Origin of the sequence: Acinetobacter sp. YH01011, assembly GCF_013420785.1 — a bacterium.
GTDB classification, from domain to species: domain Bacteria; phylum Pseudomonadota; class Gammaproteobacteria; order Pseudomonadales; family Moraxellaceae; genus Acinetobacter; species Acinetobacter towneri.
Genome location: NZ_VOYG01000012.1, coordinates 18,232 through 32,000 on the forward strand (window position 1 = coordinate 18,232; position 13,769 = coordinate 32,000).

At 42.2% G+C, this 13,769-nt stretch carries 8 protein-coding genes; 3 read left to right on the top strand and 5 right to left on the bottom strand.

The genetic code is table 11. The annotated features are described in order from the left end of the window. Positions 1 to 76: 76 nt before the first annotated feature. Positions 77 to 1,777 carry a GGDEF domain-containing protein gene (locus FTT78_RS09440; RefSeq protein ID WP_179990628.1) on the bottom strand — a complete coding sequence of 567 codons (1,701 nt, stop codon included), beginning with the start codon at positions 1,775 to 1,777 and terminating at the stop codon, positions 77 to 79. Between the two features lie 1,071 nt (positions 1,778 to 2,848). Here FTT78_RS09440 and omp33-36 point away from each other — a divergent pair. After that, a complete protein-coding gene (gene omp33-36, locus FTT78_RS09445; protein ID WP_257221834.1) occupies positions 2,849 to 3,787 on the top strand; it encodes a porin Omp33-36 in 939 nt (312 codons plus the stop codon). Positions 3,788 to 3,877: 90 nt separating this feature from the next. Here the strand turns inward: omp33-36 and FTT78_RS09450 are convergent, their stop codons facing one another. The 3 genes from FTT78_RS09450 to FTT78_RS09460 form a co-directional block, all read right to left on the bottom strand. Next, positions 3,878 to 4,576, bottom strand: coding sequence for an ion channel (locus tag FTT78_RS09450; protein WP_180044108.1), 699 nt, complete (start codon positions 4,574 to 4,576; stop codon positions 3,878 to 3,880). 202 nt (positions 4,577 to 4,778) lie between these two features. After that, on the bottom strand, positions 4,779 to 6,488 hold the full coding sequence (locus FTT78_RS09455) for a cation acetate symporter (RefSeq protein WP_179996437.1): 1,710 nt from the start codon (positions 6,486 to 6,488) through the stop codon (positions 4,779 to 4,781). Between the two features lies 1 nt (position 6,489). Continuing rightward, a complete protein-coding gene (locus tag FTT78_RS09460; protein ID WP_167845675.1) occupies positions 6,490 to 6,822 on the bottom strand; it encodes a DUF485 domain-containing protein in 333 nt (110 codons plus the stop codon). A 185-nt stretch (positions 6,823 to 7,007) separates the two neighbouring features. On the opposite strand from FTT78_RS09460, the gene FTT78_RS09465 reads away from it, so the two are divergent. After that, on the top strand, positions 7,008 to 10,499 hold the full coding sequence (locus tag FTT78_RS09465) for a PAS domain-containing hybrid sensor histidine kinase/response regulator (protein ID WP_180044111.1): 3,492 nt from the start codon (positions 7,008 to 7,010) through the stop codon (positions 10,497 to 10,499). A 536-nt stretch (positions 10,500 to 11,035) separates the two neighbouring features. Then, complete coding sequence (locus FTT78_RS09470) at positions 11,036 to 11,803, top strand: hypothetical protein (RefSeq protein WP_096902222.1); 768 nt, start codon at positions 11,036 to 11,038, stop codon at positions 11,801 to 11,803. 125 nt (positions 11,804 to 11,928) lie between these two features. On the opposite strand, the gene FTT78_RS09475 is transcribed toward FTT78_RS09470, so the two are convergent. Then, on the bottom strand, positions 11,929 to 13,629 hold the full coding sequence (locus tag FTT78_RS09475) for an NAD-dependent malic enzyme (protein ID WP_004970216.1): 1,701 nt from the start codon (positions 13,627 to 13,629) through the stop codon (positions 11,929 to 11,931). Positions 13,630 to 13,769 lie beyond the last annotated feature (140 nt).

The window sequence follows — 13,769 nt, forward strand, 5'->3', positions numbered from 1 at the left end:
AGCACAAACTTGTGCTGAATCTTTCACTCTAGGCTTTTTATCACTTCGGAAATGCTCGTGGATCAATTACTGTGACTTAGTCACCAGCAACGGCATTGCGCCCACGTGCTTTGGCTCTAAATAAGTGTTTATCGGCTTTTTCCAACAATCTGCTCCATGACGCAGCACCCACCGCCACGCCAGCACTGACCGACACTTGAATATAATCATTCAGTTCTGGAATAAAAATTTCTTGATTCACAATATGGCAGCGCAATTTATCTGCCAAATACAGCGCCTCAGTAAATTCTATTTGCTCAATCAAAACCAAAAACTCATCGCCACCATAACGCACCACCAAGTCTGAGGCACGGACATGCGCTTTGAGAGTATCGGCAATACATTTTAAAGCTTGGTCACCTACCACATGCCCGAAGGTATCGTTAATGTGTTTGAATTTATCCACATCCATAATAATCAGACCAGTTTTGCTCAATTTTTCAGGTCGATGTTCTAAATATTTGATGTATTCCTCAAGCGCCAAACGGTTGGAAACACCAGTTAAGGCATCGGTATTGGCAATATTACGCAGCTGAAATTCTAAAATATCGCGTTGCTCTAGGCGTTGTTTTAGTTTTTGAATAGCCTCAAAGAGCGTTACCTTGTCTGGATTTTGCGTACCTTGAGCTTCATCTTCATAAGCTGCCAAACGTAAAATTTGACTGCGCGCCTGAATTAAGGGAATAAAGACCTTCGAACGCGCATAGACCATAGTGAAAATCGCAGCCAATAACGAAATAATTGACACCACTAGCGTTAAAATAAAAGTACGCTGAGCCTGATGATAATCTTTGTGTGCAACCTGCAAACTGTGCGCTAATATAAATGACTGCAAACTGACCACAGTGTTGAATTTATCCACAATTTTTTGGGTGAGTTCAGTACCTGTCAATGAATAAGGTTGTCCATGAATACTTTGCTGAATCAATTGATTAACGATAGGAATTCCCTCATCCAAAAACTCCTTTTTTAATTGATTATGCAAAATATTATATTCAGGAATTTTATGTGCTTCAGGCAAAATGGTATGGATTAAATCCCACAAATAATAAGCTTGGCGTTGGGTTTGCAAAGAGCTCGCCAAATTGGTTTCAGGAATTTTTTCAGCAAACGTTACCGCGGCAATAATATTGGATGCCACCCTTCCCGCTTGATCACGCAAATCTGAAAGAACAAAAATCACACTATAATAGGTCGATACCGATGAGTCTTTTGCCACTGAATCGAGCATGACGTGTTTCAGCACATGCTGAGAACTGTCCCATGCCGCAAACATTTTTTGAATCGCATGATCCATCTGTTGAGAGCTACGCAAATGCTGTGGAGTTGCTGCATATTCATCGACCGCCTGACGCCCTTGTTCTAAAGCAGTCTTTAACTGATGCGATAAATGATGCGCATGGATAATAAAACCTTCTTTTCTTAAAATATTGATGGTCTGTTCTACTTGTTGATCCACGCCAGCACGGTACGCTTTCAATTCTTGTAAATTTTGCTGAAATTCAGCTGCTGAACTCGACATGACTTTGTTTGCAGGTGCTCGTTCACGCGAAATACTATTGGTCAGTTCAGCCACTTTGCCTAATACGGAAATTTCAATTAAAGCACGTTTTGTTTTTTGATAACTCTGATAACTATTCACCATCAGAGGAACGCAAATAAAAAGCAATGACACGATAATAATGATCATCGAGATCAACAGTCGCTGACTGATATGCTCTGTGCGCAATTTCATCATCATGCTAAGTTTCACCTACGTCATTATAACTGTGCAAAATCGTGGACTTGATCACTTAATCGGCGACTATATTACATGAGCAATCTTTAAATTACTTACAAAAAAGATAATTAATTCACTTATATTTTAAAGCCGTCTAACTAAGTCATCTCATTCAAGAAAACTTCTAAAAGCATGCCCTGTGCCGATTTTCTTAAAACAACAAATACAAAAAAATAATGTTTCAGCATGCAGAAAATATTTTACAGATGCAACATTTGGGTGCATAATGCACCTCATTAGGGCGAGTTTAGTTTTTCCTCAGCAGTAAACTAAATTTACCCGCAAATTTTGGCGAAAAATCCCAGTTTTTGAAAGAAAACTGGGATTTTTTTATGGGTTTTGATCATATCACACCCTCAAACTGCACCATATCGGTGCAATTTTCGCAAAACCATTTGCGTTTTCACATGCAAAAAAAAACCCAACCTTGGGGAAAGTTGGGCAGATAAAAAGCAAACAATTATGGAGAATCAGATCGCACTACTGGATGAACCAAGCTTAGGATTTGATGGTTAAATTATGAGATAAGTCACATAATTTACAAACCCGACTTAAGTAGTAGGACTTCATGGTGGAATTATGAAATAAATCACAGTTTATGTAAAGCCTAGTCAACCAGTCTGATTTATTTTTATACAAATATTAAAATTTAATGTGACTAAACTCACATTAATTCAAATATTCCACTCAAATTCAGTCTAAACAAGCCTTCTTTATTGCTTGTTTTTTACCCAAATATCATGATTTCACCCTAAAACAGGTGAATTTTTCCGTTATTCTTCACATTCCAAGAATTATTATTAAAGATAATTTCAATAAAAATGATCGATTAATCCAATTAATGCTTTGCTTATTATTTCTACTTTTGTTGCAAAAACGAACATATCGACTTGTTATCCATACAGTTTTTAGGTTGACAGCAAAAATTTTATTTGAATATTTTTTAAACAACAAAGTCAATTGGACTTAATTCTTAAATAAAGTCCTTTTAGTTCATTGACTTAATAATTTGTTACACTAAAATGATCAATGTTTCATCCATTTTTAACAAAACTGGTAACTATCATGAAAAAACTCGGTTTAGCCACTGCATTATTATTAGCCATGACCGGTGCTCAAGCGTACCAATTCGAAGTTCAAGGTCAATCTGAATACATCGACAATACAGTAAATGATAAGAATTTCACTGGTGCTGTTCAAGGTACTTACTACTTCAAAAATGTTGATGCGACTAAAGGTCCATTGGCTGAAGCTGCGTTCTTAAACCAAGCGTCTAACTTCTCTTTAGCATACAACTATGGTGAATACGATGTAGATGCTGACGAAGCAGATTTCGTATCTCATGTTTATGGTGCTAAAGCTGAAGCGTATATTCCAACTCAATTGGTTCCTGTTTATGCAAGTGCAGCATATAGCCACACCATCACAGATGGTAAAGGCGGTCAAGATAATGACAATGGCGACCGTTATGCCTTAGAACTTGGTGCAGTAGTAGCGCCTAACTTCTTAGTTGCTGTAGGTTATACAAGCGTTGCAGACCAAACTTCTTATGATGCTTTCAACATCCTTTCTAATGGTGTTGCTAAAGCAGCACTTGAGTCAGGCACAATCAATCAAGATCAAGATGCAATCACTGCACGTACAAAATACGTAGGTGCAATTGACGGCACCAATATGGCTGTTGGTTTTGAAGCAGGTCTAGTTTACGGTGAAAGCACTGCTTATAACTTAAAAACTGATCTTTATTTAACACCAGCACTTAGCGTTGGTGCGTCATACATGGAGTCAAGCTACAACGATTCTCCAAATAAAGCTTGGGGCGCGAACGTAAACTACTTCATCACTCCTGCGGTTTCAGTAGGTGCAAGCTATGTAAATGCAAACTTCGAAGCAGCTAAAGCAGCAGAAGAAGACGCTGATGTACTTGACACTCAAACTGTTGGTGTAAACGCTAAATTCCGTTTCTAATTTCACATTAGATACCGAAGTTAAAAAAGACGCTCATCTGAGCGTCTTTTTTTATGCCTGAAATATGTCATGAAAAATTTGCACGCTGTTTTACTCAGCCGAATCATCATGGTGATGATGTGGTAAGTGGCGAATGTACTGCAATGCGATTAAACGTGACACGATCAATGCCAAATACATCACGCCACAGAACATTTGCAACATGGCAATCACCCGTGCTTCTGGGCTGATCGGTATAAGATCAGATAAGCCTGTCGCAGACTGCAAACTAAAACTTAAAAATAGTAAATCTAGCCAACTTTGCAAACCTACAGCATTTGGGTTCTGAAAACTTTGCGGAATCAGAATCTGGCAAATGCTATATAAAAAGGCAAAACCCCAAGCGATTAAGGTAAACACCGCTGCAGCAGCAAACAGCTCATCTTTAGTTAAATAACGATCATGGAACATATAACGCAATAAGCCATAGGCTGCACTAAAATAGGCTGCAGCTTCACAAGCATGACTCATCACCAGAATAAGAGGATGCCGCACACCTAGTAAAATAAAGAATGAAAAGAACAAAGCCGCATAAACAAAACTGAGCCCCAAAACACTCAACATTGGCGCTTGTCGAATCACTTTAGCAATGAGCAGCAACACCAATACCCCCACCATCCACGTGATGACTTTATAGGGCATGTTGTGATGTGCAAAAAGTGAGAGCAGCAAAATCAAAAACTGCAAAAACAACAGCCATGCCGAAGGCAAGACCCGAAACTTTTTCCAGATATTGTCTAATATGTGCATATATCTGCTGCCTATTCTTTTTATATTGCATCCAACATAGCAGCTTATTTACGCATGCAATGCTATCTCTCTGTATCAAAATTGCATATCACAATAACCGTATCCATAAATGCTCAAGATATTGATCGGTATGCTTGCCAAGCCAAAACATACAGGCATAAAAAAGTCCCATGACTGGGACTTTTTTGAGGTGTTTCAGACCTTAGTGGTCAGATGCACCAGAGATACCAATACCAGTTTGTGAGCGTACGAACTGTGCATCAAATGCTTTACGTTCAGCTTGTGCTTGCGCAGAGTTGTCAGTGATAGAGAACAACCAGCAGCAGAAGAATGAAAGTGGCATTGCAAAGATCGCAGGACCGTTAAATGGGTTGATTGGTGTGTCAGAAATTTGAAGCGTATCTACCCAAACTGCTTTAGACAATACAATCAAGGTTACTGCTGAAGCTAAGCCTGCTACACCACCAATCACTGCACCGCGAGTCGTTAAGCCTCTCCAGAACATAGACAATACAAGTACTGGGAAGTTTGCACATGCTGCTACAGAGAATGCTAAACCTACCATGAACGCAACGTTTTGTTTCTCGAAAAGAATACCCAAGATCATTGCGAAGATTGCTAAGCCTAAAGTTGCAATTTTAGACATGCGAAGTTCAGATTCAGGTGTCGTTTGACCTTTCTTGAATACGTTAGCATACAAGTCGTGAGAGATTGCTGAAGCGCCAGACAATGTCAAACCAGCAACTACCGCAAGAATTGTTGCGAATGCTACTGCTGAAATGAAGCCCATGAACAAGTCACCGCCAACCGCATCAGCCAAGTGCACCGCAGCCATGTTGTTACCACCAACAAGTTCTAACTTGCCAGTAACTGCCATTTTCGCAACATCAAGGAATTGTGGGTTGTTTGATACATAAAGGATCGCACCAAAACCAATGATGAAGGTTAATAGGTAGAAGTAACCAATGAAACCGGTTGCTACAACTACTGATTTACGTGCTTCTTTCGCGTCTTTTACTGTGAAGAAACGCATCAAGATGTGTGGTAAACCTGCAGTACCGAACATTAACGCAAGACCAAGTGAGATTGCATCAATTGGGTTAGATGCTAATTTACCAGGACCCATAATGTTTGCAGCATCTGCCAAGCTCAAGTCATGTACTTTAGAGAAAACTTGGATCGATTGCTCAAACATGTTAGTGAAGCTGAAGCCCACACCTTTCATTACCATGAAGGCCATGAAAGTTGCACCTGAAAGTAACATCACCGCTTTGATGATCTGTACCCAAGTTGTTGCCAACATACCACCGAACATTACGTAAGCCATCATGAGTAGACCCACGATCACTACAGCAAGGTTGTAGTTCAAACCGAAGAGAAGTTTGATTAACTGACCCGCACCTACCATTTGTGCAATCAGGTAGAATGCAACTACGACAAGCGAACTGAATGCTGCAAGGGTACGTACTGGCTTTTCAGATAAACGGAACGAGACCACGTCAGAAAGGTTATATTTCCCTAAGTTACGTAAACGTTCAGCAATCAAGAACAATACGATTGGCCAGCCCACCATGAAGCCCAGTGAGTATAGCAAGCCGTCAAAGCCTGACATAAACACCATTGCGGAAATACCCAGGAACGACGCTGCTGACATATAGTCACCTGCAATCGCGAGACCATTTTGGAAACCTGAAATACCACCACCTGCGGTATAGAAGTCCTTAGTGCTTGTGGTTTGCTTCGCTGCCCATTTAGTAATGAACAAAGTTGCGCCCACGAAAATCAAGAACATAATAATTGCAGGCCAGTTGGTTGGCTGCTGTTCTGCTGCACCTAAATCTGGTCCTGCAAATGCCATACCTGACATTAATACAGTAGACGCAGCCAGTGCTTTCAATGAATTCCATTTCATCTTAGTGCGTTCCTTTCTCATGTGTAATTGCTTCAACTTCACGCATCGCTTCTTCGTTCAATTGGTCAAGTTTGCCATTCGCAATTGATGAATAAACAGCACACAAAATGAAAGATAAAACGATAATGCTCAGACCTAATGGAATACCCCAAGTCGTCACACCGCCAGAAATTGAACTCAATAAGAATTCTTTGTTATAGCCCACTAAAAGCATGAAACCTACGTACACAAACAACATGATTGCTGTTAATGTCCAACTTAGGTTACTTTTTCTGCGAACCATTTCTTTGAATTTTGGGTTTTGTAGAATGCGTTCTACTTGTACCTCATCCATAACCTGCTCCTTCAAGCGCCCTGCCTTAGGCGCAAATTTTTAATTCGAATTATTTCGAACTTAAAATTAACAATGTTGGAGCCGATTTGCAATTTAGACTTTGGTCGCTAAAAAAATGATCAACCTCAGCGCAAAGGCAATGGAATAGGCTATCATAGCCCTATTGTCGATACTTTTAAGGCATCATGAACAGCTGGCTCATTATGGGGGTTTTAGCCCTCTATATCGCATTACTTTTTATCTGTGCTTTCTATGGGGAAAAACACGCCAGTCGTTTAAGCACGCGTGGGCGCATGCTCATGTTCAGCTTAACTTTAGGGGTGTACTGTTCATCATGGACTTTTTATGGTGCAACGGGCGCAGCCGTTCGTGAAGGGATCATTTTTTTACCCATTTATTTAGGGCCATTGCTGTTTGTCGCTGTTGGTTATGATATTTGGCGACGTTTAGGTCGAGTGCGACAACACCACGCCATTTCATCGATTGCTGACTTTGTTGCTGCACGTTACGGTAAAAGCGGGCCATTGGCATCACTGGTCACAATTTTGGCGGTGATTGCAATTATTCCCTATTTGGCTTTGCAATTACGCGCAATTGCGCTGAGTGCCGCAGTGATTTTGGATCAAAGCACCAATGTTGAAAGTACCACCAATGCGGTGTTATTCCTGACAGGTTTATTGGCTATTTTGGCGATGCTGTTTGGTACCCGACAAATTGCCAATACGGAGCAGCACGGCGGTTTAATGCTGGCAGTGGCCTTTGAATCGTTTGTGAAACTGTTTGCATTACTCGCAGTAGCATTCTTTTTTGTTTTTGAAGCACCCGGCAATATTCATCAAATTGCCAATGATGTTTCAATTACCTTCCATGAAGTACAGCTGTTTGGTGTGCCTGAAACCTTTTGGGTGCAAACCTTATTGGCGGCATTAGCGATTATTTGTTTGCCGCGTCAGTTTCACGTTGCTGTGGTCGAACTGCGCGATGAAAAACATATTCGGGGTGCGCGTCGCTGGTTTGCCGTTTATCTGATTTTAACCACCATCGCGATTGTTCCAATTGCCAGTTGGGCTTTGCACGCAGCTCCGCAATATTTAGCCATCCCAGATGTAGCGGTTTTGTCTTTGCCACTCAGTTATAACCAAGACTGGTTGACGCTGTTGGCGTTCTTGGGAGGATTCTCCGCCTCAACAGGTATGCTATTGGTATCTTCAGTAGCACTGTCGATCATGCTGAGTAATGACCTGATCATGCCTGCCTTGTGGCGCATGGGCATTTTCTCACGCCATGACAAGCGCTTGCCTTTGGTACTGAAATTCACCCGACGCATTTGTATTTTAGCGGTAATGCTACTCGGCTTCCTGTTCTTCAACTTCTTTAACGATATTGATCAACTTTCTGTGTTTGGCTTGTTGGCCTTTAGTGCAGTGGCGCAGTTCTCCCCTGCCCTGATTGGTGGTTTGTATTGGCGCGGTGGCAGTAAACAGGGCGTTTATGCAGGTTTAATTGTTGGTTTTGCGATGTGGGCCTATACCCTGCTGCTTCCGACCATTTTACGCAGCCTGCCAAGTCAGTTCAGCGACTTTACCCGTGAGTTTTTACTGCTTGGGCCTTTGGGCATCAACTGGTTACGCCCTGAAGCCTTGCTTGGCTTTGAATCTTTTGCCCCGCTCACACATGGGGTGGTTTGGGCGCTCGGTTTAAATATTTTGTTATATGTTTGGGTGTCACGTATTTTCCGCCCAAGTGTGGCAGAACAGATTCAGGCCGAAAGTTTCTTTTATTATGAAACCAAGCCTTTGCCAACTCAGAACATGAGCAACGAGGTCAGCTATTCACATCAGGATGTAGCGCGTTTAAAAGTAGGCGATTTAATCACACTGGCAAAACGCATTACAGGCGAATCTCCAACCCGACAAGCCTTTGAGCAGTTTAGTCAGCAAAATAATGTGGTGCTGAATGAAAATGCCAATGCCAACGGCATGTGGTGGCGTTTTACCGAACAATATTTGGCAGGCACCATTGGTGCAGCATCTGCGCGTACTTTGCTCACCACTGCCATGGTCAATAACGGACTCGCTTTAGGGCAAGTTGCGAATATTCTTGACCAAGCCTCACAATGGCAACGCTTTAACCAAAACCTAATCATGACCATGATTGACCACATGACCCAAGGCGTGAGTGTGGTAGATGAAAATATGTGTTTGGTAGCATGGAATAATCAATATCTCAAACTATTTGATTATCCTAAAGATATTGTCTATGTCGGGTGCCCAATTGCCGATTTGATTCGCTATAACGCAGAACGTGGTGAATGTGGTCCGGGCTCAATTGAAGAACACGTGCGTAAACGTATTCACTGGATGAAAATGGGCAGTGCACACGAGTTTGAACGCATCCGTAAAGATGGTCGTGTAATTCAAATGCGTGGTAATCCAATTGAAGGCGGTGGTTTCGTGACCACCTTTGCCGATATTACCGCTTTCCGTGAAAACGAAGCCGTACTTGAAGCACGGGTACAAGATCGCACACAACAATTGGCCGATGCTTTGGCAGAACAGCAATTGGCACGTGAACAAGCCGACAAAGCCAATATGTCCAAAAGCCGCTTTATTGCCGCTGCCAGTCATGACTTATTACAGCCAATGCATGCAGCGCGCTTATTCAGTACGGCTTTAGAGCAAAGTATTCAGTCCGATGAAGACCGTAAAACCCTGCAACAACTGGATCGTGCCCTGCATGGTGCAGAAAGTATGCTCTCGGCCTTGTTGGATATTGCCCGTTTGGAAGGCGGTACGATTCAGCCGAAACGTCAGGCTTATCCACTGCATGACTTACTCAGCGATTTAAGCCTGCAATTTAAATCCATTGCGGCACAACGTGACATTGAATTCCGTGTGCATGACGTACAGTTCTGGATTGATACCGACCCACAATGGATTCGTCGTATTATTCAAAACTTTGTCAGCAATGCGCTGCGCTATACCGCCAAAGGGCGTGTAGTCGTGGGCGTATTGCGTTCCGCAGAACATCCACAACATATTCGAATTGGGGTGTGGGATACCGGTCCGGGTATTGCCGAAGAACAGCGTATTAAACTGTTTCAGGAGTTTGAGCGTTGCGGACATACGTCGCCTTGGGGTGAGCAAGGTCTAGGTCTTGGGTTAGCGATTGTGCAGCGTATGACCAGTTTGCTGAACTACCCTGTGCATGTCTATTCGGAATTGGGCAAAGGCTCGTGCTTTATGATTGAAGTACCGATTGTCGAAGCTCCAAAAGTAGTGGCTGCACCTGTGCAAGTGGTGCCGTTGAAAACCAAAGCCTATAAAATTTTGTGTTTAGACAATGATGAAACCATTTTGGAAGGCATGGCGACCCTGCTGAGTAAATGGGGCTATCACGTATTTAAAGCCACCGAACCTGAACAAGCAATTGAGTTGATTCAACGTGAGCACATTCAAGTTTGGTTGGTCGATCAGCACTTAAATGACGATAAAATCGGTTTAGATTTTATTCTGGAACATCGTCAAGCCGATGTACCTGTGGCGTTAATTACTGCTGACTCTGATCCAGAACTACCGCAACGCTTAAAAGAACTCAACATCGTCTTGCTGAAAAAACCATTAAAACCAGCATCGCTACGTTCTTGGTTATCGGGTCTGAAAATTTCGGGGACTTGATTCACATACCTAACTTTGGCTAATTTGGGGCGCTCATCCCACAGAGATAAAGCTGAGATGAACGCACCGACCTTGTTACATTTTCTGGTTTGGTTACATTTGTTAGTCTGATGACCAAGCTTCACTTTACATAGCGAAATATGGCTACAATGAAAATCCAACACATTTGCTGTCAATATTGACAGCGATTGACCTGATGCAGCACACCAATTGACCAAACTTTTCAAAAACACTGCCTTTTGATGCGCTACAATTCACATTAAATATCATGGTCAGATTCGCTATGGCAAAGTCTGACAAGATCGTAAGCAAATACACCCAAACTTGCTTACAATTTCTTTAATTGCCGAGTTTGTAAAGGCTTTTCTGAGCACATTGCAATACATTAGACTTTAGTCTTATACATCTATTGACTATCTGCGCGCATAACTAAGTACAAGAAATGATCAGCGCATTCATCTTCAAGCCACATCCAAACAAATTTCCTGCCCTATTAAGCGTTGATCGACCTGTTTCCACGTTTTAGGAAGAATCTCATGAATACCGTGAACCATGAACAGCAGCTCGCAGAACAAACACAGCAGCTACAGCGTCAATATGGCGTAAATGCGCTATTGCCCGAAATTCACTGGGATCGTCTGTTTCAAAACAGCAAACTCAAAGCTCCTCATCTACAAGCGCTGAATACCCTGTATCAAACCGCAGTACCCTTAGCCCTACAAGTCTTTGAAGAACTCAATTTTGATGTGTTTCGCCCTGCGGCGTATCAACCACAAGGTTTAGGTCTGTTCAACAAACTTTCAGCACAGGAGGAGCAATTACTGGATGTTTTGGAACAAGAAGCGCAAGGCTTAGATCAAAGCACCCGCCAGCATATTTGGAGTATGTTATTACGTGGTGGTGCGGTACTGGTGTTTAAAGCATGGTTAGGCAAAGTCAAAACAGATGAGGCACAACTCGATACAGCTCAATTTGATGAATTGTCCGATTTGCTGTTCATTAAAACCTCACCTTTTGAGCTGGCAGAACGCTTAAAAGTCGATGCGCATGCACCCACTGAACATATTTTTCTACTGTATGGCAATGACGTGTATTTAGACCGTTTTAACAGTCTTGAAACGGCAGCCTTATTTGTCGATTTAGGCGTGTACGATGCTGCGTTTATAAGCCTGAGAGATGACCACGTTGCAAAATACCTGATTGGACAAGGCTATGTCAGTGAGCAGCAAATTGATGAATTGCAATGTGCCTTAAATCCTTTGAATTGTGCCGATTTAAATCCAAAACAGAACTATATTGCTTAGTGTGAGTTGAAGACTTAAATTCCAAGTAATCACATCACAAACCCCATCCTATTCCAAATAAAAACAAGGCGTGCAATAGCACGCCTTGTGGCTTATTTCATTAACAATACACGAATGAATTTTGCTTAAAACGTCACACGTTTATAATCACGATATTCAGGCTTCCAGAAATTAGCCTCAATTGCCTCTCGTAATGCCTCATCACTCATGACAGCTGCAACGCCTGCATCCATTGCTGCTTTTGCGACTCTAAATGCAATAAATTTAGACACCTGCTGAATTTCATTTAAATCAGGCAATAAATCTGCATTTGGATCCTGCAACAATGGTGAGCAGTCCGCCAGCGCATTACTGGATGCAATTAACATACTGTCTGTCACACGTGTTGCCCCTGCAGCGATTACCCCTAAGCCAATACCTGGGAAAATATACGAGTTATTGCATTGGGAAATATTATAAAGTTTGCCCTGATAGTTCACTGGCTCAAATGGGCTACCTGTTGCAATTAAGGCCTTGCCTTCAGTCCACTCCAAAATATCGGCAGGAAATGCTTCAACTTGTGAGGTTGGGTTTGACAATGGCAACACAATTGGACGCTCGCAATTGGCAGCCAAGGTTTTAATCACCTCTTCAGTAAATAAACCCGGTTGCCCCGAAACCCCAATCAATACCGTTGGCTTGGCGTTTTGAATGACGTCCAACAGAGAAATCACACCTTCAGGATTGCCCCAATGTGCAACACGGTCAGGACTTTGTGCCAATTTACGTTGGAAATCGAGCAAGTTTGGCTGATTGCTGGTGAATAAGCCAAAACGATCCACCATATACACACGAGCACGTGCTTCAGCATCGCTTAAGCCTTCCACCACCATTTGCGCCACAATTTGCTCGGCAATACCACAACCTGCCGAACCTGCGCCCAAGAAGGCAATGGTTTGATCTTTCAGTTGTTTGCCTGCAGCCCGTGATGCTGCAATTAAGCTGCCCACAGAAACGGCTGCCGTGCCTTGAATATCATCATTAAAACAGCAAATCTGATCACGATATTTATTCAGCAAGGGCATGGCATTTTTCTGAGCAAAATCTTCAAACTGAATCAATGCCTTTGGCCAACGGCGTTTCACCGCATCAATCACCTGATCGACAAATTGATAGTATTCCTCACCACTAATACGTGGCTGATTCCAGCCCATATAGATCGGATCATTCAGTAATTGTGGGTTATTGGTGCCTACATCTAAGGTAATGGGTAAGGTATAGGCAGGACTAATACCGCCACATGCTGTATATAAAGACAGTTTTCCAATTGGAATACCCATGCCGCCAATGCCCTGATCACCCAAGCCTAAAATACGCTCACCATCGGTAATCACAATGACTTTGACATTCTTTTTATTGATGTTTTGTACAATATCATCAATATGGGCACGGTCTGGATAGGAAATAAAAATACCCCGATGACGGCGGTAAATATCGGAAAAACGCTGACATGCCTCGCCTACAGTTGGGGTGTAAATAATAGGCATCATTTCACTCAAATGCTGTTCAATCAGGTGATAAAACAGGGTTTCATTGGTGTCCTGAATGTTGCGCAAATAAATATGCTTGTTGATGGCATCGCTAAAAGCAGAATATTGCTGATACGAACGCTGGCTTTGTTCTTCAATATTTTCAATTGCATGTGGAATTAAGCCATGCAAGTTAAAACGGGTGCGTTCTTCTTCTGAAAATGCAGAACCTTTATTTAATAAAGGCAATTCTAAAAGGCCGTTGCCCGCATAGGGAATATATAAAGGACGTTTCTGCTGCAAATTTGCGGTTGTCATTGTTCATCTCATTCTAATCGGTTGCTGATGGCGCATGGATTGAGATGCACCATCTGACATCTGACTAGCTTAGCCCCTTTTGCAGCAAAGGGGGCATTTAGAAGTTTGATAGCCAAATCTGAATGATTTTTATTTCTGAT

What these genes read in the sequence shown, in the direction of transcription:
- FTT78_RS09440 (WP_179990628.1), bottom strand. Translation starts at nt 1,777, where the DNA reads ATGATGAAATTGCGCACAGAGCATATCAGTCAGCGACTGTTGATCTCG.
- omp33-36 (WP_257221834.1), top strand. Translation starts at nt 2,849, where the DNA reads ATGTTTCATCCATTTTTAACAAAACTGGTAACTATCATGAAAAAACTC.
- FTT78_RS09450 (WP_180044108.1), bottom strand. Translation starts at nt 4,576, where the DNA reads ATGCACATATTAGACAATATCTGGAAAAAGTTTCGGGTCTTGCCTTCG.
- FTT78_RS09455 (WP_179996437.1), bottom strand. Translation starts at nt 6,488, where the DNA reads ATGAAATGGAATTCATTGAAAGCACTGGCTGCGTCTACTGTATTAATG.
- FTT78_RS09460 (WP_167845675.1), bottom strand. Translation starts at nt 6,822, where the DNA reads ATGGATGAGGTACAAGTAGAACGCATTCTACAAAACCCAAAATTCAAA.
- FTT78_RS09465 (WP_180044111.1), top strand. Translation starts at nt 7,008, where the DNA reads ATGAACAGCTGGCTCATTATGGGGGTTTTAGCCCTCTATATCGCATTA.
- FTT78_RS09470 (WP_096902222.1), top strand. Translation starts at nt 11,036, where the DNA reads ATGAATACCGTGAACCATGAACAGCAGCTCGCAGAACAAACACAGCAG.
- FTT78_RS09475 (WP_004970216.1), bottom strand. Translation starts at nt 13,629, where the DNA reads ATGACAACCGCAAATTTGCAGCAGAAACGTCCTTTATATATTCCCTAT.